Origin of the sequence: Bradyrhizobium sp. AUGA SZCCT0182 (genome assembly GCF_018130185.1) — a bacterium.
Taxonomy (GTDB): domain Bacteria; phylum Pseudomonadota; class Alphaproteobacteria; order Rhizobiales; family Xanthobacteraceae; genus Bradyrhizobium.
The window spans coordinates 43,321-62,514 of the sequence record NZ_JAFCLY010000010.1 but is presented as its reverse complement, the minus strand read 5'-3'; the positions used below and the strand labels follow the sequence as shown (position 1 = coordinate 62,514).

Sequence of the window (19,194 nt, the reverse complement as noted above, 5' to 3'; positions counted from 1 at the left end):
TCGTCCTACAATCCCAACACCATCTTCGCGATAATATCGCGCTGGATCTCCGACGAGCCGCCGAAGATCGTATACGCCCGGCTGTTGAGATATTCCGGCACCACCGGCAGCATCTCCTCGGGAATCCCCGGCGCCTCGTTGAGCTTGTAGAACGGCCGCATCGGCTCGACATAGAGGCCGTCATGGCCGATCACATCGACACCGAGGCGCGTGACCGCCTGGCGGATTTCGCTGTTGCGCAGCTTGAGCAGCGAGGACACCGCGCCGGGATTCTGCCCGGTCTGCAGCGCTGACAGCACCCGCAGCTCGGTCATCTCGAGCGTGTCGATATCGACCTCGATCTCCGACATCCGCATCGAAATATCGGGATCGTCGATAGCGCGGCCGGTGGCCTCGGATTCGGCGAGGTCGGATACCGTCTTCAGCGCCTCGCGCAACTTGGCCGAGGCGATGCCGGAGCCGCGTTCGAACTCGAGCAGGTACTTGCCGTAGGTCCAGCCCTTGCCTTCCTCGCCGACCCGGTTGGCGACAGGCACGCGCACATCGTCGAAGAACACCTGGTTGACCTCGTGGTCGCCGCCGATCGTGAGGATCGGCCTTGTCGTGATGCCCGGGCTCTTCATGTCGATCAGGATGAAGGAGATGCCGTCCTGCTGCCGCTCGGTCTCATTAGTGCGCACCAGCGCGAACATGCGGTTGGCGTGATGCGCATGCGTGGTCCAGATCTTGGTGCCGTTGATGATGTAATCGTCGCCGTCGCGCACCGCGCGCGTCTTCAGCGAGGCGAGATCGGAGCCGGAGCCCGGCTCGGAATAGCCCTGGCACCAATAATCCTCGCCGGAGCGAATCCGCGGCAGGTAAAAACTCTGCTGCTCCGGCGAGCCGAAGCCGATGATGACGGGGCCGACCATCTTGACGCCCATCACATTGACATTCGGCGCACCGGCGCGGGCGCATTCGGCTTCAAAAATCCAGCGCTGCGCCGGGGTCCAGTCCGGCCCGCCATGCTCCACCGGCCATCCCGGCGCGCCCCAGCCCTTGGCGTGCAGCGCCTTCTGCCAGGCGATCCCGATATCCGGATCGGAAAAAACCGATGGGGTCAGCGACTGCGCGTGCTTCATTTCCGCCGGCAGATTCTGCGCGATGAAGTCGCGGACTTCCTGTTCGAAGGCGCGCTCCTCGGCGCTGAAGGTGAGATCCATGTGGCGCTCCCGCTAGGCTTGAATGGTTCGGCCGCCGAGGGCGGCGTGGCGGCGATAATGATGGGCGCTGCCGCCGAACAACGTGTCGAAGGCGAGCAGCCGCTTGAAGTAGGAGCCGATGTCGAGCTCTTCGGTGACGCCCATCGCGCCGTGCAACTGCACGGATTGTTCGGCCACGAAGCGCGCGCATTTGCCGATCTTGGCCTTGGCGCCCGAGGCGGCGCGGCCGCGCGCGATAGGTTCGGCATCGATCATCAGCGCGGCGCGCAGCGCCATCGAGCGGGCCTCGTCGCAGTTCATCGCCATGTCGGCGAGCCGATGGCGGATCACCTGATTGGCCGACAGGGGCCGGCCGAACTGTTTCCGAATCTTCGTGTATTCGAGCGTCTGATCCAGCAGCGTCTGCATGATGCCGACGGCTTCCGCGCCGAGTGCGGCCATTGCGCGGTCGACCACGGCCTCGATCGCCGGCAGCGCATCGCTGCCGTCGCCGAGCACGGCGTCGGCGCCCACGTGGACGCCGCGAAGTTCGAGGTTGCATGCGCGGCCGCCGCCGAGTCGCGGGAAATCGCGCTTGGTGAGACCAGCCGCCTCCGCCGGCACCAGGAACAGGCCGAGCTCTCCCACCCCATTGTCGTCGGCGATCTGTGCCGAAACAATGATCCGCCCGGCGGCATTGCCGTCGAGCACCGCGGTCTTGCGGCCGTCGAGGCGCCATCCCTCTGCCGTCTTCCACGCAGTGGTCGCGACCTCAGCCAGATCGAACCGCGCCGCGCGTTCCGAATGTGCGAATGCCAGATAGAGCGAACCGTCGGCGACCTTGGGCAGTAGCGCCTGCTTCTGCGCCTCGCTGCCGCAGGCGCCGATCAATTCCGCGCCGATCACGACCGTCGAGAGATAGGGTTCGGACACCAGCCCGCGGCCGAACGCTTCCATCAGGATGCCGACCTCGACCGCGCCGCCGCCGAGCCCGCCATGCTCCTCGGCGATCGGCAACGCCAGCCAGCCGAGTTCAGCGAACTGCTTCCAGATTTCGGCGCTGAAGCCGAGCGGTTCGCTCGCCATCCGGCGGCGATGCTCGGCGTTATAAGTTCCGGCCACAAAACGTTCGGCACTCTCTCGCAGCAACCGCTGCTCATCGCTCAATGTAAGGTCCATAGCTCTACTTCACCGATGCCTGCTTCCTGACGGAAGGATGAAGCCCCGCGGGGTCCACCACCATTCCGAATTCCTGAAGATTATGCGCATGGCAGAGCTGATGCAGCGCGAACGCCTGGTCGATCGCCGCGGGCTGTCCCATTACGTCGACCGAGCGGTTGACGGCCTCCTTGGTCAGCTTCAGCGCGAACGATGGCTTCGCCGCGATCTTCTGCGCCAGCGCCATCACGAACGAGGAAAGCTCCGCGCGCGGCACGACGTGGTTGACCATGCCGAGCCGGTGCGCCTCGTCCGCGCTCCAGGTATCCGCCGTGAACAGCAATTCCTTGGCCTTGCGTGGGCCGAGTTCCCAGGGATGCACGAACCATTCGACGCCGCACACGCCCATGGTGACCACGGGATCGCAGAACTCGGCATCACTGCTTGCGACGATCATGTCGCAGGCCCAGGCCAGCATCAGCCCGCCGGCGATGCATTTGCCGTGCACTTCCGCAATGGTCGGCTTCGCCAGGTTGCGCCAGCGCCGCGTGATCTGCAGATAGATCTCCTGCTCGCGGGCGAAGCGGCCATGGGCATTGGGTTCGGCAAAGCCGCCCCAATTTCCGACCGGCGGAAAATCCACCCCGGCTTCGTTTTTGCTGCTAGGGCGCAGATCGTGCCCGGCGGAAAAATGCGGGCCGCTTCCTGCGAGAATGATGACCTTGACCGCGTCATCCTGCACGGCCGCATCGAAGGCGGCGTTGAGGTCGTAGGTCATTTGCAGGTTCTGCGCGTTGCGCGCCTCGGGCCGGTTCATCACGATCCGCGCGATGCGCGGCTCCGGCCGCTCCACGACGATGGTTTCGAATGCGGTCATGGGCCCTCCCGTTATTATTATTCGGCCATGTGACTATTTCAGCCGACGATAGGCAAGAGCCATCGGAACGAAAGCGGCCCGAAGTTCATTCAATCACCGCCGTCATTCCGGGATGGGTCATTAGGCCCAGCCCCGGAATAATTGTGTGAAAGCACGACATTCTGATACCGTGACACGAAATAATACCGGGAGTGTTTTATGCGCAGATTTTGGACCGTGCTGGCGGCGCTGGCGACGCTGAGCCTGACCAATTGCGGCTACAACGCCATCCAGACCAATGACGAGCAGGTCAAGGCGGGTTGGTCGGAGGTGGTGAACCAGTACCAGCGGCGCGCTGATCTCGTGCCCAACCTCGTCAATTCGGTGAAGGGCTTTGCGCAGCAGGAAAAGGACGTGCTGCTCGGGGTCACCAACGCCCGCGCCAAGGTCGGCAGCATTCAGGCGACACCCGAAGTGCTGAACGATCCCGCCGCGTTCCAGAAATTCACGGCCGCCCAGGGTGAACTCTCCAGCGCGCTTTCGCGCCTGCTGGTCGTGACCGAAAACTATCCGCAGCTGAAATCCGACGCGCTGTTCAAGGATTTGATGGCGCAGCTCGAAGGCACCGAGAACCGCATTACCGTGGCGCGCAACCGCTACATCAAGGCGGTGCAGGACTACAACGTCGGTATCCGCACCTTCCCGAACAACATGACGGCGATGATGTTCGGCTACAAGGAAAAGCCGAACTTCGCGGTCGAGAACGAGAAGGAAATATCCACGGCGCCGAAGGTGGATTTCAATCCGACACCGGCCGCGCCCGCGAAGTAGCGGATCAAAGATCAATCGCAATGAATGCTGCAAGAGTTTCCATTCTTGCGCTGCTCGTGTTCTGGGCTGCTTCAGCCCTGGCCGTCGTCGCGGTGCCACCGCTCGTCGGGCGCGTGGTCGATCAGACCGGGACGCTCACCAGCGGCGATATCGCTTCGCTTAACCAGACCATCCGAAGTTTCGAGGCGCGAAAGGGCAGCCAGATCGCAGTTCTGGTTGTGCCGACGACGGACGGCGAGGCGATCGAGCAATTCTCACTCCGGGTGGCGGAAGCCTGGAAGATCGGCCGCAAGAAGATCGACGACGGCGCAGTGCTCGTCATCGCCAAGAACGATCGTCATCTTCGCATCGAGGTCGGCTATGGCCTCGAAGGCGCGCTGACCGACGTCACCACCAAGCGCATCATCGACGAGGAGATCACGCCGAAATTCAAGTCCGGCAATTTCGCCGGCGGCGTCTCGGCCGGCCTCAACAAGATGATCCGGATCATCGATGGCGAGAAACTGCCGGAGCCGGAGCCGCCGCATTGGCAACATCAGTCAGGGCTGTTCGACGTCGACGCCATGTTCAATCCGTTTCTCCTGATCCCGGTGTTCCTGTTCGGTGGGTTGATGCGGACCATGCTCGGCCGGCTGGTCGGCGCGGGCGTCGGCGGCGGCGTGGTGACGCTGATTGCCTGGTTCCTGTTCGGCTCGCTGGCCGCAGCCATATTCGCAGGGCTGATCGCAGTGTTTTTCGTGCTGTTCAGCGACACCATTGTGTCGTCGTCGCCGGGGAGCAGTGGAAGCGGCGGTTGGTCAGGGGGCAGCAGCGGCGGCTCATGGTCCGGTGGCAGTTCGAGCAGCAGCTCGAGCGATAGCGGCGGCGGGGGTGGCAGTTTCGGCGGCGGCGGCGCGTCGGGGAGCTGGTAGATATGGGCATCAAACGCATTGGCAGGCATCTGCTCCAACACCGCTGGCGGGAGCGGCGTGACTTTCCGCCGAAGGTGCTGGCCGCGATCGAGGCGGCGATTAGGGCGGGTGAGGCCACGCATTCCGGCCAGGTCCGCTTCGTGGTCGAAGGCGCGCTCGACGGCGCGCCGCTGTTCCGGAACCAGCCGGCGCGGGAACGCGCGCTGGATGTTTTCTCGCAACTGCGGATCTGGGACACCGCGCACAACAATGGCGTGCTGATCTATCTCCTGCTGGCCGACCGCGACGTCGAAATCGTCGCCGACCGCGGCATCCACGCACACGTCGGCACCGCCGGCTGGGAGAAAATCTGCGTCGAGATGGAAACGGAATTTCGGGCGGGAAATTTCGAACGCGGCGTGATCAAGGGGATCGAGGCCGTGTCGAGGCAACTGGCAGCGCATTTTCCGCCGCAGGGCGGCGGGATGAATGAGCTGCCGGACAAGCCGGTGGTGATTTAGCTCTTACCCTCCCCTGGAGGGGTCCGAGACAAGCGAAGCTTGCTCGTGGGTCGATGCGAAGCGGCGGGGTGGGGTGACAGTCTCTCCTCGCGAGCGGTGCCCGAGTTGAGGGACCTTCACCCCACCCCGTCTCGCATTTCGCTTCGCTCCATGCGAGTCGACCCTCCCCCTCCAGGGGAGGGTAAGACACGGGCCTTACCTACGCCTTCACCGACGGCCGTTCCGCAACCCGCGCCATCCACGCCACGATATTGGCGTTGGTCTGATCCAGCGGCTGGCCGACCGTGCCGGCGAAATCGAGCCAGCAATAGAGCAGGATGTCGGCCATCGTGAAGCGCTTGCCGCAGAGATAGTCCTTGCCGGCCATTTGTCCGTCGAGCCATTGCAGGCGGTTGGCCGCGATCATCTTCAGGCCGGGCGAGGCTTCGGGCGCGCAGAGGATGCGTTTCTCGAAAAACTTCAGACCCTCGCCGAAGCGAAAGCCATTGGCGAGATGCTCGCAGATGTTGAGATCGACGCGGCGCGTCCACATCCGGCATTCGGCGCGCTCTTCCGGCGTCGTCCCGATCATCGCAGGCGTCGGGTTCTTCTCCTCGAGATATTCGCAGATCGGGATGACTTCCGAGAGATAGCTGCCATTGTCGAGTTCAAGCGCCGGCATCTGGCCGTGCGGATTGCGCTTCAGGTGCTCGGCCTCGCGGTTTTCGCCCTTGCGCAGGTCGACCGTCTGCTTCGGCATCTCGATGCCCTTCTCCGCCATGAACAGGCGGACAATGCGCGGATTCGGTCCGACCGAGTCGTAAAGTTTCATGGTGCTCTCTCCCCATGCCTCTTGGAGGCGTCGTTGTTGCTGTTGTTGAACAGGCCGCCATAAATTTTGTCAAATGGATCGACCGCAGCCGAAGGCCGGCGAGCGTGATTTGGAATCACGTCAAGATCTGTCAGGCGGGAAATAATTCCGGATGGCGCAATTATTCGGCAGCGTTGGCTGCCTAGCCATCATCCAGCTTGTTGAGGTCTCGCACCGACTGCATGATCGGTTCGAAATTCGAGCGCGCATCCAGCGCGTCGAACAATTGCGCCGTGTCGGACAGCAGGTTGTGCGAACGTTGAATGGCGACCCGTACATCGTCCTGCGGCGTGTCGGAGAGGCGGCCGTGGCCGGACAGCAGGATCTTCGAGTTCAACCCCTTCAGCCGCTCCAGCGACTGGATATAGTCGGCGATGCTGCCGGAGCCGAATACGCCGCCCATCACGCCGCCGGGCATCAGCGTGTCGCTGGCGAACAACAGGCCCTTGTCCTGATCGAACAGCGTGATGCAGGCTGAGGTATGGCCGGGCGTGTACATCACGTTGAGGCGGAAATTGCCGAGGTCGAGCAGATTGCCTTCCTCGAGCCAGATGTCGACATTGATCGGGATATTCGGTTCGTTGAACATCTTGCGCAGCATCGAGAAATCGTCGCGCAGCATGATCTTGTTGGCGGCCAGCCGATGCGCGGCGATGAAGGCGCGGCCATTGAAATGATAGGCGGCGCCGATATGGTCGAGGTGCTCATGGCTCAGCACCACCATGTCGATTTTCTCGGGCGGACAATCGACGTGTTGCAGACATTTCAGCAGATGCGGATAGTTCGATGACAGGCCGACATCGATCATGATGGTCCGCGAGCTGCCGCGCACCAGATAGGCGTTCGCCGCGCGGTTCTTGAAACGAATCTGGTACACGTCCTCGGCTGCCTCGATCAGCGTGCAGACGTCGCTTTCGAGCAGGGTCTTGAACGGGCTCGGCTTGCGCTCGCTCATGGATTGACCGCGGCTTTGAACGTGATCGCGTTCGCGGCACGCAGTCGCTTGCTGAGCGCATCCATGATCATCAGCGCAAACGCCGGCTGCTGGCTGACCAGATAGACGAAGCGGGCGTGATTGATCCGCATCACGCGGGTGTGCGCCGCTGCGGCAATCGCGGTCGCCGAGCGGGACGAGCCGTCGATCACGGCCATCTCGCCGAAGAATTCTCCCTTGCCGAGCGTGGCGATCACGGTCTTGCTGGCGCCGTTAACCTTGGCGATCTCGACCTTGCCGTCGAGCACGACGAACAGTTCGCGCCCGGTCGAGCCTTCCTCAAAAATGACGTCATCTACATCAAACTCGTTGATGCATTTTTCGATGGTCATGGCGGCCTCCTGCCTTCTGGCTGGATGGTCAGGCCATGTTAGTCGGTAAATGAACGGGCGCAAACGGAGCTGTCGGGGATTGCCGCAGGGCAGCATGGGCGAGCGGGCGGAGTCGCCGGCCCCGCAGCCGTCGCTTTGCGGCCGCAAACAGGCCCGGATGACCTTCTAAAATTTCGGTAAGGCAGAACCCGGTAACGATTTCGCAAGCAATAAAAGTTACCAAAAGGTCAACCCATTCTGGAGAATTGAACGTGAGCGAACAGCAGTCCGAGGCCACCAGCGGTGAAACCGGTTCCGTCGGCGCCGGGCCGGCCGCTCCCGATATGTCCGCAGCCAAAGTGCCGGTGACGGTGGCGATCGAGTCCCCGATGCTGGCACCCGACCAGCAAGAAACGTCCCCAAAGCCGGATGCGCCCAAAGTGGAAGCGCCCAGGGTCGAGGCTTCCAAGCTTGAAGCAACCAAAGTTGAACCGGCGAAGGTCGAAGCGGCCACATCTGAAGCTCCGAAAGTTGAAACGCCGCGGATTCCCGGCAAGCTGTTGATCATGTCGCCCGGCGAGCGCGCGTGGAACGGCGACGAAGCCGATGTGAAGCCGGAGGCCGTTGCAGCTGACGGCGTGTCCGGCAAGCGCCGGATGTCGGCGATGGCGGCTGTGGTGGCGCTGGCGACGGTCGCCGGTGCGCTCGGTGGCGCGCTGGCAACCGCGGGTCTTGGACAGATGATGGCCGGAAATTCCGCCGTGGCGAACAACAACAGTGCACTCGAAGCCTCGGTGGCGCGGATCGACGCCGATATCCTGGCGCTGAAGGCCAGCGTCGAGCACACCTCCAAAACCGGGGTGAGCCAGTTCAACAAGACCAGCGACCGCCTCGACAAGGTCGAGAAGGCGCAGGCCGAACCGACCGCCAAGCTCGCCAAGCTCAGCGATGCCGTCGAAAAACTCCGTGCGCAGGCTGCTGCACCCGCACCCGTCGCCGCCGCAACGCCGGCTGCCGCAAGGGACGTCACGGGAACGGTGTCGCCGCCCGCAACGGCCGCGGCGGTGCCGCTGCCCGCGCCCAAGCCCGAGATTGCACGGCTGCCGACCGTGGACGGCTGGGTGTTGCGTGACGCCGCCAATGGCAGCGCGCTGATCGAAGGCCGCCAGGGCATCTTTGAAGTCTACGCCGGCGATCCTGTCCCGGGTCTCGGCCGCATCGATGCCATCCGCAAGCAGGACGGCAAATGGGTGGTCGTGACCAGCAAGGGTCTGATTGTCGCCCGCTGATTACGCGAAATCTGAAAGACGAAGGCGCTTCACCGGGATGTGAAGCGCCTTTTTACTTGAATAGGCCACTTCGCGCGGTGTTAGTGGGGGCATGAGCCGCGCGCTGCGATTTCTTTTCATCATGCTCGCCCTGGTGTGCGGCGCATTGCCGGCGTCCGCCGCGCCACTGGAGCGTGGGACCGCGATAACGGATCCCCTGGCGCTGCGCGAACTCGACGGCGGCAGGTTCGGCATCGGCCGTTTGTTGTGGCCGGAGCGGTCGGCCGATATTCCGCTCACGAGCGGCCAGCTATTCACCCTGCCGTCGATGCTCCCGGTCCGGCAGGCGATCGACGCCGAGTTCGACCGTTATATTGCGCGACACAAAAGGAGCCTGCCGAGCGAAGCCGTCGGCGTGGGTGATGGCTTTGCCTTTCAACTGTTCGACCGCACCCAGCTTGATTCCGGCGACACCCGTTTCGCGCTGGCGGGCATCGTCAATCGCATGGACCGCGCTTATGTCGACGAGGCCAGCTGCGGCGACATCCGGCTGATCTATCGGCTGACGCGAATGAAAACGCCGGGGATCGACGACAGGGCAATTTTGCTCCGTCTGCCGATGACGCTGAATCTCGTTCTGAAAGCCAAGGCCGATCATGGGATCGACCGTAACGGCAAACCCGTCACCTGTTCCGAAATCGCAAAGCGATGGCTCGCCGCAGGCGAATTTTCGCTGACCGGCGCGCCGCTCGCGGAAAAGCTGCTGGATGAAAACGGTCCGCTCGATCTGCTCGGTTATGAAAACATCGATCGCATCGAGACCAACCTTCAGATCGCGCATGCGCCGAAATCGCCCGTGCGCGATTTCCGTACCAATTACCTGTTGAAGGTGTTTCGCTATGACGCCGCGGCGCGGGAATTTCGGGAAGCGCCGATGGAGAACCAGATCGACCGCGACCGCATTCTGGCCGACGACAAGCTCGGGCGCGAATTCAAGTCATGGCTGCTGGAGCCGAAACATTTGGCAGAGCTCGATTCTGGCGCGGTCCTGATCCCGGAAAAATTCCTTGCCAATGGCGCGATTGCCGCAACGCCGGCCGGATTTGACGCTTCCGACCTGCAGCCTGAATTCGGCCTGATGCAGGGCGAGGGGGCCAAGGCGGTGTTCAGCGAAGCTGACGTCGTCACGGCGCTGAAGAAGGCCGCGGCTGGCGGTATGAAGCTGCAAAACATCCGCTCGGCTGGCGGCTTTGAGCGGCGGCTGAACGACGTCACCTGTTCCGGATGCCACCAGACGCGTGGCATCGGCGGATTTCATTTTCCCGGCGTCGACTGGATGGCGGTCAATCCCTCCAATTCAACGGTCGTGCCGGCGTCGCCGCACTTCTTCGGCGATCAGGTTCGCCGCCGTGACATCCTCACCGCAGTGCGGGATGGCAAGGCGCCGGATTATTCCCGGGGCTTTGCCAGCCGTCCGCAATTGCGCGGCAGCACGGAACTGGTGGGGACCGAATATAGCGATGGTTGGGGCGCGCATTGCTATGCTCCCAGCAATACCACGGCCAGCAACGATGCGAGCTTCCGTGCCTGGACCTGCGCTGAGGGACTGGCCTGTCAGGTCAGCGGCAAGACCGCGCGAACGGGCATGTGCTTCGTCAAAAGCCGTTAGGCAGGCCTCGGCCCGAGGGCCGTGGCAAGGGTGCCGATGCACCGTCATCGTTTGATGCTAGAGTGGCGGGTAACGACCAACCAAGCGGGGACCGGCGATGAGCTCTTCCGACCAGGAGAACAGGCAGCGGAATCGCGAGATCGCGGAGAACGAAGCCAAACGCGAGATCGTCAGCAACGTCCGCGTCAGCACCTGGGCGATCGCGGTCGCCGTCATTGCCGGTGTAATCGTCTTTGGCATCGTCTGGGCCTGGTTGAGCCGCTGAAACGTCAAACCGAAAGCGTTCACTTCGCGTAATGCGTCAGCCGCTTGCCGGGCAGCAGATCGTAGGCCGACTTCCAACCGGGCAGATCAGCCATACGGCCGAGCCAGGCGCTGATCGCCGGGTGGCTCACCGCGAAATCATATCCGGTCTCGTCGCTCGGATAATGCAGATAGGCCATCATGGAGATATCGGCGATGCTCGGCCGCGCGCCGATCGCGAACGCATTCTGCTGCAGATGTGTTTCCAGGATGCCGAGGAAATCGTCGAGCCGCTTGCGAAAATAGGTCAGCACCGCGGGATCGCCTGACGGGATGAACGTCCGCATGAATCGGTATGAGGCCATGTAACCGGTGAGCTTGTGGTTGTCCCAGAACAGCCAGCGCAAGACTTCGAAATGCTCCGCTTCAGTCTCGCCGCCGAATTGGCCGAACTGCTGCGCGAGTTTCAGCAGGATCGGCGCGGTCTGGGTGAGGCGGACGCCATCCTCTTCCAGCACCGGGATTTCGCCCATCTCGTTGACCGTGCGCCGCCATTCCGCTGACCGCGTGATGCCGCCGCCAAAATCGGTCCAGACCGGCTCAAAGCTCCGGTCGCACAGGGTCAGCATCAGCGCAAGCTTGTAGCTGTTTCCGGACTCTGGAAAGTAATGCAGTCGGTAACTGGGCATTTGCAGGCTCCAGGGTTCCGGAGGCTTGTGTTCACCGTCCGATACTTATACTTTGCAAAACAGAACAATTGTTCTGTTCTTAGATCAACGATGGCGAATGTCAATATGCCCCGCAAAGCCGGAGAAGCGATCACCGACCGCGAGCGCCCTTTGATGGAGGCGACACTGCGTATCATCGGCCGCAACGGACTGGATGGGGTCACGCATCGCGCGGTCGCCGCCGAGGCCGCAATGTCGGTGGGCGCGATCACCCATCACTTTGCCACGCGCGAGATTCTGGTGGACGCAGCACTTCGCTTCGCCCTGACACGCGAGGTCGGGCGGCTGCGTGCGCTGGCCCTCAGCCTGCAAAGCAAGGCATTCGACGCTGGCGCCTGGATTGACACGCTGGTGGGCTGGTATTCCCAGGAACTCAAGACCGACGCGGAGACGCACATCGCCTGCTTTGAGGCGTTTCTGGCCGCGGCTCGGAGCGAGCGACACCGGCTTGTCGTGGCCGAGTGGTTCGATACCTGGCGGCAGAGCGCCGAGCTTGCCTTGCGCGCCGCCGGTTCGTCCGATCCCCGCGGCCATGCCGATCTGTTCGTCTCCAGCCTGATCGGCATCCTGCTGCAGCAACTGGCAACGCCGCGCCGCGGCTTCCGTCAGGAAACCAGGACTGCGCTCTCTGAGCTGGTCGGCGCTCTGGTCGCGAGGAAATAGATGCGGCGGCTGTTACGCCACCGCGCCGGACGCGCGCAGCTTCTTGATCGCGGCCTCGTCATAGCCGGCGTTGCGCAAAATCTCGTCGCTGTGTTCACCGAGGCCGGGCGGCTTGCGCGGCTGGACCTTCTTGCTGCCGTCGACCCAGATCGGGCTGCTGATGGTCATCATGGTGTCGTTCTCGAACGGCACCAGCACTTCGTTCTCGATCATCTGCTTGTCGCCCGGAATGTCGTCGAGAATGCCGACGACGCCGAACACCAGCCCGTTGCCGTCGAGGATCTTGCGCCATTCGGCGAGGTCTTTGCCGGCAAAGATTTCGTCGAAGATCTTGATCAGTTCCAGCGAGCGCGCGTGGCGCTCCTTCCTGGTTTCAAAGCGCGGGTCGGTCACCAGATCCTCGCGCTCGAGGCAGCGCGCCAGCGTCGGCCATTGCCGGTCCTCGTTCAGCAGCGACAGGATCAGCCAGCGGCCGTCCTTGCACTGGTAGTGATTGGTCACCGCGTTCAGCGCGCGCTCGCGCGGCCGTCGTTCGCCGAACTTGGCGCCGACCAGTTTGGCCTGCGCCAGCACCGAGGCTGCCCAGACGCCATTGGCCATCAGGTTCGAACTGACATGCGAGCCCTTGCCGGTCTTTTCACGCTTGAACAGCGCGGTCACGATCGCGCCGTAAAACGCCATCGCGCAGGGGTGGTCGCCCATGCCGGCGATCGATCGCGCCGGCGTGGTGTGCTCGTCGGCGCGGACAAGGTCCATCAGGCCGGAGCGCGCCCAATAGGCGTTAGAGTCGAAGCCGGGCTTGTTGGCTTCCTCGCCCTTTTCGCCATAGCCGGTGAACGACGCATAAATCAGCCGGTCGTTGAGATGCGCCAGATGGTTCCAGGTGATGCCGAGCTTGGTGCGGACCTGCGGCGGCATGTTGGTGATGAAGACGTCGGCCTCGGCGACCAGTCTGTACAGCACGGCCTGCGCTTCCGGCTTCGTCAGGTCGAGCGCCAGGCTCTTCTTGTTGCGGGCTTCCAGCATCCACGCGAAATTGTGTTCGCTGTGCGGGTAGCCCGGCAAATTCGGCAAATTTCGATATGGATCGCCGGTAACCGGCGGTTCGATCTTGATCACGTCGGCGCCGAAATCGGACAGCACGGTGGCGGCCGCGGGGGCTGCGATGAAACTCGCGCAGTCCAGAACCTTGAGGCCGTCAAAAATGCCTTTTTCCATGTCGATGCCGCTCCCGAAACCCTGTTGATTTTTCTTCCGCTGGAATATTGCATGCCGTGCGTGCTGAAACTTCAACGCCATTTGGGCGCGGGATGCAACTACTCCCCGCCCGAGAGCAGGGCTGCATTACCGCCGGCGGCGGCGGTATTGACGGTCACCGTCTGTTCGGTGGCAAACCGCGCCAGATAATGCGGTCCGCCGGCCTTGGGGCCGGTGCCGGAAAGGCCATGCCCGCCGAACGGCTGCACGCCGACGACCGCGCCGATCATGTTGCGGTTGACGTAGATATTGCCGACCTGAACGGCGTCGATGATGTCATCGACCGTATCGTCGATCCGGGAGTGGATGCCGAGCGTAAGTCCGTAGCCGGAGCCCTCGATCGATTGCAACACGGCTTTGAGCCGGTCGGCGCGGTAGCGCACCACGTGCAGCACCGGACCGAACACTTCTTCCTTGAGTTGCCCGGCATCGGACAGTTCGAAGATATGCGGCGCGACGAAATTACCCTCGGGCGCGGTGCCCGCAAAGTGCACCCGCGCTTCCTGCTTCATGCGCGCGATATGAGCGTCCAGGCGCGCTTTGGCCTCGGCATCGATCACCGGGCCGATATGGGTGGCGGGATCCCTGGGATCGCCAATCCTCAGTTCACGCGCGGCGCCTGCGATCATCTCGATCATGCGGTCGGCAACGTCGTCCTGGGCGAACAACAGCCGCAGCGCCGAGCAGCGCTGGCCGGCCGAGCGGAACGCCGAGGTGACGACGTCATCGGCGACCTGTTCGGGCAACGCGGTGGCATCGACGATCATCGCATTGATGCCACCGGTCTCCGCGATCAGCGGCACGATCGGGCCGTCCTTGGCAGCGAGCGTGCGGTTGATTGATCGTGCCACCTCGGTCGAGCCAGTAAAAACGACGCCTGATATGTCGGGATGCGCCACCAGCGCCGCACCGATCCGCCCGTCGCCTTGCACCAGATACAGCGCGGCAGGTGGCACGCCGGCTTCATGCAACAGCCGCACGGCTTCGGCCGCAATCAGCGGCGTCTGCTCGGCAGGTTTTGCGATGACGGCGTTGCCGGCCATCAGCGCCGCCGTGACCTGGCCCATGAAGATCGCGAGCGGAAAATTCCACGGCGAGATCGCGACGAAGACGCCGCGGCCGCGCAAGGCGAGTATATTGCTTTCGCCGGTCGGACCCGGCATAGCCTTGCCGTCGATGAACTGCGCGCGTCCCTGCGCGGCATAATAGCGGCAGAAATCGACGGCTTCGCGCAACTCCGACAGTGCATCGTCCAGCGTCTTGCCACCCTCGCGTTGCAGCAGCGCGATGAAATGCGCCGCGCGTTGTTCCAGCAGGTCGGCGGCCTTTTCCAAAATGCTTGCGCGCGTCCAGGCCGGCGTTCGGCTCCAGCCTTTGAAGCCGTCGCGCGCGGCCAAGATTGCCGCGTTGACTTCGGAGAGCGTCGCATCGGTGACGTTACCGATCGCAGGTAAGGTTTCCGCGGCGATGTCGGCGACCAATTTGTTCAGCGCCGCCCGTTCACCGAATTCCAGCCCACGCGAGTTTGTCCGTTGTGGCGAAAAGAGGTCGGCCGGCAGGCGGATGTCCGGATGCGCGGCTTTGGCGGCGACGCCAATGATTTCCATCGGACGCCACAGCAATGTGGCCATCGGCACCGTTTCATCGGCGGCGAGCGCGACAAACGACGAATTGGCGCCATTCTCGAGCAACCGCCGTACCAGATAGGCGAGGAGATCACGGTGGCTGCCGACCGGCGCATAGGTCCGGCAGGCGATGTCGGGATGGTCTTCACTGAGCTGCGCATACAGTGCCTCGCCCATGCCGTGCAGGCGCTGGAACTCGAATCCGCTTTTGTCCTTTGCCAGTTCGAGAAGCGTCGCGACCGTCAGCGCGTTGTGCGTCGCGAACTGTGGAAAGATCCGTGGCCGCAAGCCCAGCAATTGCTGCGCGCAGGCGACGTAGTTCAGGTCCGTCATCGCCTTGCGGGTGAACACGGGATAACAGTCGAGACCGCGCTCCTGCGCGCGCTTGATCTCGGTGTCCCAATAGGCGCCTTTCACCAGCCGCACCATCATGCGGCGGTTCAGGCTTTTCGCGAGACCATCGACATGGTCGATCACCTCACGGGCGCGCTTTTGATAGGCCTGGATCGCCAGCCCAAAGCCGCCCCAGCCGGCCAATGATGGATCGGCGAATGCCGCCGCGATCACGTCGAGCGACAATTCCAGCCGGTCGGCTTCCTCGGCATCGACGGTGAAATTCAGATCAAAGGTCTTGGCCTGCCGCGCCAGATCGATCAGGCGCGGCACCAGTTCGCTCATCACGCGTGAATGGCTGACCGCTTCGAAGCGCGGATGCAACGCCGAGAGCTTGACGGAAATGCCAGGCCGGTCGGGCAGGGGACGATTGTTGGCGGCGCGGCCGATCGCATCGATCGCGCGTGCATAGGAATCAAAATAGCGCGCGGAGTCGGCGGCGGTGCGCGCGCCTTCGCCGAGCATGTCGAAGGAATAGCGCCGGTGGCGCGATGCATGCGCTTCGGCCCGCGCCAGCGCGGCCTCGATAGTCTCGCCGAGCACGAAATGGCTGCCCATCAGCCGCATCGCCTGGCGTGTCGCGGCGCGTACGGCGGGTGCGCCGAGCCGCTTGGTCAGCCGGCCGATGGTGCCCTGCGGCGTCTCGCCGGGCTGGATCACCCGCGCCGACATGCCGAGCGCCCACGCCGAGGCGTTGACCAGGAAGGCGCTGGATTTGGTCTCGTGATGCACGAAGTCGCCCTGGCCGAGCTTGTCCTCGATGAACTGGTCGGCGGTGCGCGCATCCGGCACCCGCAACAGCGCTTCCGCGAGCACCATCAGCGCGAGGCCTTCCTTGGTCGACAATGCGAACTCGCGCAGCATGTCCTCAACGCCGCCGAGCGGATCGTCATTGGCTCTGACGGCTTCGATCAGGCGCGTCGCCGTGAGGTCGATCCGCGTCTCCTGCTCGGCGCCCAGCTTGGCGGTGGCGAGCAGGCGGGCGGCGATTTTCCAATCATCGGGTGCGTAGGCCGCGTTGAAGGGCGGGAGAGGCGGTGGATGGTCCGGCATGGTGATTCCCTCGGGGTCTCATCCAATTTACCGCTGCTCCAACCGTAGTTCGATAGACAAGTTCGTCATTATGCCTTAGGAAATATGGAGAATATAAAAAATAGCCGGATAAACGATGGACATCGACAAGATAGACCGCAAAATCCTCTCTATTCTTCAAGGAGATGGCCGTATTGCGAATGTCGAACTGGCCGAGCGGATCGGGCTGTCACCGACCTCGATCGGCGAGCGCCTGAAGCGGCTGCAGCGCGATGGCTTCGTCGAGGGTTACGGAGCCCGGCTCAATCCGCATCTCCTGGGATTGGGCTTGCTGGTGTTCGTCGAAGTGATGCTCGACAAGACCACGCCCGACGTGTTCGAGCGCTTCGCTGAAGCAGTGCAATCGGCCCCCGAAGTGCTGGAATGCCACATGGTGGCGGGCGGCTTCGATTACCTGGTGAAGGCCCGTCTCGCCGACATGGCGGCCTATCGGCGCTTTCTCGGCGAGACCCTGCTGGCGCTGCCGGGGGTGCGCGAAACGCGGACCTACGCCGTCATGGAAGAGGTCAAGCGCGACGCGCCGTTGCCGGTCGGGTAGCGCAAATAAAACGACCGTGACCAAAACGCACCACGCCAAAAATAGCCGTGGCCTGTTCCACAGGTGGCGGTCTTGCAACTTGGCAGCGTGAAAGGCACGCGCTAATTCTCGGGCACCGCCGTGGTTTGGATAGCAGGGATCATGAGAGACGCCGATCGAGCGTTACGCCAGACGTTTGCCCGGCTTGCGGGCGTGCTCGGCGTTGTCGGGGCGGCGTTGTCAGGCGCGCCTTCCGAAGCCGCCGAAATGAGTTCGGCGGTCGCCGATCTCTATACGTCGGTGTCGATCTATCCGCCGTCGGCGAATTTGATGACGGTCTGTTACGGCTTCGTCTGCCGGCGCCGCCAGATACTGGAGTTCACGCCGGGGGACCGCACCGCGCTGACGCAGATCATGGCCGCGGGCCGTGCGTCGGCCGTGGCCGAACGCGCGGCGGTGCAGAAGGCCGTGGTGTGGTTCGACCGCCGTATGGGACCGATCCTCGGCACCAATAAGCGCGTGGCGAAAGCGGATTTCCGCTACTTCGACGACAAGCACAATTACGATTGCTGGGACACCACCCGCAATACCACCAGCCTGTTACTGGTGCTGCGGGATTGGGGGCTGCTGAAGCATCATGCGATCGGTGATCCCCGCTATCGCGGCAATACGCTGGTGCTGCAGACACCGCACAACACCGCCGTGCTGGTCGATCGCGCAACCAAGGCCGAATGGGTCGTCGACCTCTGGCCGCGAGGCTATCTGCAGCCTCCGGACGTCATGCCGGTCGAGAAATGGGTGAAGGAAGATTGAGCGGCCGGTCGGCCCAAAGAGAGTACGAGCAACTACGGTGCTCGCTCCGCCGAACGCTCACAGTTTTTTGAGAGTTTTTTCAAGCCCGGCTCCCGGATTACTTCCGAGAGCGCGCCGTTGCCGATCGCGCGGTAGCGCTAAACCTTGAGGTTTTCGGCCGAAGTCTTGCCGCGATTGGCAATCTCTTCGTATTCAACGGTCTGCCCTTCGTTAAGCGTCGAAAGCCCAGCTTTCTCAACTGCCGAAATGTGAACGAAAACGTCCTTGCCGCCGTTGCTGGGCTGGATAAATCCATAACCCTTGGTCGGGTTGAACCACTTCACCGTACCTTTAGCCATTCACGTCGTCTCCGCGGAATCAAAAAAATATCCGAGCCGCCGGTCCCCGCACATACCGGGCATGCCCGAGACTTCAGGATACGCGGGTTGTGGCGGACTGGGTAGCGCAAAACGGCACCACGGATTCCGCAAAAATCCGCCATATCGCACCGTATTTCCGCCGTTTTGCCCGTTTCGCGCTCATTTGACGCGGCGAAATCGTGGCCGGCGCCAGCGTCGTCGATGGGAGGATTGACCAGATATCCTCCCTCGCCTGGCGTGCGGGGGAGGGGTTGTTCACAAAATAGACGCGCCGAGCGGGGGCATCCGCGCCTTCATCCGCCGCTCGTTTTTGTAGTTCGCGATGAGACATCCGCATCGTCAATCGGTGCGCCATAGACCTTGATCATCCTGGTCACTTCGGCCGCCCAAATATCCTTCTTGAATTTCTCGCCGTGCGGCGGCGTCTTGATGTAGTCGGCGGAATGACAGCGGTGCAATTGTTCTGCACAAATTCGCGTTCGACGCCGGGCTTGAACGCGGCGGTCTCAACGACGTTGCGCGAATAGCCAGCCGGATTCCGGATCTGCGTCATCGGTTGCACCTCCTTCTCACATTTACATTGCAACAACAGAAAACCCCGGTCGCGCTGGGCGACCGGGGTTTCTGAACCGAACTTGTGGTTCGATTAGTAGCAGACGTTGACGGTGCGGAACACAACGCCATACGGGGTGTACACGCGGCGGCTCACGTAGCAGCCGTCGTAACCGCCGCCGACGTATCCGACGTTGAAGCCGAAGCCATGGTGGTGGTGGCCGTGGTGGTGATGGCCATGGTGGTGATGGAAGTTCGGCCAGTGCACCGGCTTCGCCGAAGCGGCGGTCGGAGCCAGCGCGATGGTGCCGAGGGTGGCGGCGGCAGCGATAGCGAGAGTAACTTTACGAAGCATGGTCTTTCTCCTTGAGTGAAGCGCGGTCGACATCTTGTCTTGGCGCGGGTTGATCGTTCAGGTTTCAG

Annotated in this window: 20 protein-coding genes and 1 pseudogene; 9 read left to right on the top strand and 12 right to left on the bottom strand. The window is 62.8% G+C overall.

What is annotated here, in order from left to right:
- Positions 1–5: 5 nt before the first annotated feature.
- From JQ611_RS13465 to JQ611_RS13455, 3 genes are read right to left on the bottom strand one after another with little or no spacing between them, the layout of a single operon-like run.
- A complete protein-coding gene (locus JQ611_RS13465) occupies positions 6–1,202 on the bottom strand; it encodes an acyl-CoA dehydrogenase family protein (protein ID WP_212465707.1) in 1,197 nt (398 codons plus the stop codon).
- A 12-nt stretch (positions 1,203–1,214) separates the two neighbouring features.
- The gene (locus JQ611_RS13460; protein WP_212465706.1) at positions 1,215–2,360 is read right to left on the bottom strand and encodes an acyl-CoA dehydrogenase family protein; all 1,146 of its coding nucleotides are present in this window, start codon (positions 2,358–2,360) and stop codon (positions 1,215–1,217) included.
- Positions 2,361–2,364: 4 nt separating this feature from the next.
- Entirely contained in the window at positions 2,365–3,216 is an 852-nt protein-coding gene (locus tag JQ611_RS13455) for an enoyl-CoA hydratase (protein WP_212465705.1), read from the bottom strand.
- Positions 3,217–3,414: 198 nt separating this feature from the next.
- On the opposite strand from JQ611_RS13455, the gene JQ611_RS13450 reads away from it, so the two are divergent.
- Genes JQ611_RS13450 through JQ611_RS13440 form a run of 3 tightly spaced genes read left to right on the top strand, consistent with a single transcriptional unit; the run spans position 3,415 to position 5,437 of the window.
- Positions 3,415–4,026 carry a LemA family protein gene (locus JQ611_RS13450; protein ID WP_212465704.1) on the top strand — a complete coding sequence of 204 codons (612 nt, stop codon included), beginning with the start codon at positions 3,415–3,417 and terminating at the stop codon, positions 4,024–4,026.
- 20 nt (positions 4,027–4,046) lie between these two features.
- The gene (locus tag JQ611_RS13445) at positions 4,047–4,937 is read left to right on the top strand and encodes a YgcG family protein (RefSeq protein WP_212465703.1); all 891 of its coding nucleotides are present in this window, start codon (positions 4,047–4,049) and stop codon (positions 4,935–4,937) included.
- Positions 4,938–4,939: 2 nt separating this feature from the next.
- Complete coding sequence (locus JQ611_RS13440) at positions 4,940–5,437, top strand: TPM domain-containing protein (protein ID WP_212391406.1); 498 nt, start codon at positions 4,940–4,942, stop codon at positions 5,435–5,437.
- A gap of 199 nt (positions 5,438–5,636) precedes the next feature.
- Here JQ611_RS13440 and JQ611_RS13435 read toward each other — a convergent pair whose 3' ends face one another.
- From JQ611_RS13435 to JQ611_RS13425, 3 genes are all read right to left on the bottom strand, one after another.
- Complete coding sequence (locus tag JQ611_RS13435) at positions 5,637–6,248, bottom strand: glutathione S-transferase family protein (RefSeq protein ID WP_212263452.1); 612 nt, start codon at positions 6,246–6,248, stop codon at positions 5,637–5,639.
- Between the two features lie 181 nt (positions 6,249–6,429).
- Positions 6,430–7,242, bottom strand: a complete 813-nt coding sequence (locus tag JQ611_RS13430) for an MBL fold metallo-hydrolase (protein WP_212465702.1) — start codon at positions 7,240–7,242, stop codon at positions 6,430–6,432.
- Complete coding sequence (locus JQ611_RS13425) at positions 7,239–7,613, bottom strand: Crp/Fnr family transcriptional regulator (RefSeq protein ID WP_212465701.1); 375 nt, start codon at positions 7,611–7,613, stop codon at positions 7,239–7,241. The genes JQ611_RS13430 and JQ611_RS13425 overlap by 4 nt, the downstream gene beginning before the upstream one ends.
- Before the next feature lie 251 nt (positions 7,614–7,864).
- Between JQ611_RS13425 and JQ611_RS13420 the strand changes: the two genes are divergently transcribed.
- The 3 genes from JQ611_RS13420 to JQ611_RS13410 all read left to right on the top strand — a co-directional run bounded on the left by JQ611_RS13420 (position 7,865) and on the right by JQ611_RS13410 (position 10,794).
- Entirely contained in the window at positions 7,865–8,881 is a 1,017-nt protein-coding gene (locus JQ611_RS13420; protein ID WP_409411269.1) for a hypothetical protein, read from the top strand.
- A gap of 91 nt (positions 8,882–8,972) precedes the next feature.
- Entirely contained in the window at positions 8,973–10,529 is a 1,557-nt protein-coding gene (locus JQ611_RS13415; RefSeq protein WP_212465699.1) for a hypothetical protein, read from the top strand.
- A 97-nt stretch (positions 10,530–10,626) separates the two neighbouring features.
- A complete protein-coding gene (locus JQ611_RS13410) occupies positions 10,627–10,794 on the top strand; it encodes a hypothetical protein (RefSeq protein WP_212263456.1) in 168 nt (55 codons plus the stop codon).
- Between the two features lie 19 nt (positions 10,795–10,813).
- On the opposite strand, the gene JQ611_RS13405 is transcribed toward JQ611_RS13410, so the two are convergent.
- Positions 10,814–11,461, bottom strand: a complete 648-nt coding sequence (locus JQ611_RS13405) for a glutathione S-transferase family protein (protein WP_212465698.1) — start codon at positions 11,459–11,461, stop codon at positions 10,814–10,816.
- Positions 11,462–11,551: 90 nt separating this feature from the next.
- On the opposite strand from JQ611_RS13405, the gene JQ611_RS13400 reads away from it, so the two are divergent.
- On the top strand, positions 11,552–12,163 hold the full coding sequence (locus JQ611_RS13400) for a TetR/AcrR family transcriptional regulator (protein ID WP_249133145.1): 612 nt from the start codon (positions 11,552–11,554) through the stop codon (positions 12,161–12,163).
- Between the two features lie 12 nt (positions 12,164–12,175).
- Here the strand turns inward: JQ611_RS13400 and JQ611_RS13395 are convergent, their stop codons facing one another.
- Positions 12,176–13,381, bottom strand: coding sequence for a CaiB/BaiF CoA-transferase family protein (locus JQ611_RS13395; protein ID WP_212465697.1), 1,206 nt, complete (start codon positions 13,379–13,381; stop codon positions 12,176–12,178).
- Between the two features lie 98 nt (positions 13,382–13,479).
- A complete protein-coding gene (putA, locus tag JQ611_RS13390; protein ID WP_212465696.1) occupies positions 13,480–16,491 on the bottom strand; it encodes a bifunctional proline dehydrogenase/L-glutamate gamma-semialdehyde dehydrogenase PutA in 3,012 nt (1,003 codons plus the stop codon).
- Between the two features lie 115 nt (positions 16,492–16,606).
- Here putA and JQ611_RS13385 point away from each other — a divergent pair, with 115 nt between their 5' ends.
- Both JQ611_RS13385 and JQ611_RS13380 read left to right on the top strand, forming a co-directional pair.
- Positions 16,607–17,068, top strand: a complete 462-nt coding sequence (locus JQ611_RS13385) for an Lrp/AsnC ligand binding domain-containing protein (RefSeq protein ID WP_212465695.1) — start codon at positions 16,607–16,609, stop codon at positions 17,066–17,068.
- A 141-nt stretch (positions 17,069–17,209) separates the two neighbouring features.
- Positions 17,210–17,860 (top strand): hypothetical protein, encoded by a 651-nt coding sequence (locus tag JQ611_RS13380; RefSeq protein WP_409411268.1) that lies wholly within the window; start codon positions 17,210–17,212, stop codon positions 17,858–17,860.
- Positions 17,861–17,997: 137 nt separating this feature from the next.
- Here JQ611_RS13380 and JQ611_RS13375 read toward each other — a convergent pair whose 3' ends face one another.
- The 3 genes and pseudogenes from JQ611_RS13375 to JQ611_RS13370 form a co-directional block, all read right to left on the bottom strand.
- Entirely contained in the window at positions 17,998–18,198 is a 201-nt protein-coding gene (locus tag JQ611_RS13375) for a cold-shock protein (RefSeq protein ID WP_027539571.1), read from the bottom strand.
- A 314-nt stretch (positions 18,199–18,512) separates the two neighbouring features.
- Positions 18,513–18,727: pseudogene (locus tag JQ611_RS41710) on the bottom strand (hypothetical protein); the annotation flags it as partial.
- Positions 18,728–18,865: 138 nt separating this feature from the next.
- Positions 18,866–19,126, bottom strand: coding sequence for a hypothetical protein (locus JQ611_RS13370; protein WP_212263461.1), 261 nt, complete (start codon positions 19,124–19,126; stop codon positions 18,866–18,868).
- Positions 19,127–19,194: the final 68 nt, after the last annotated feature.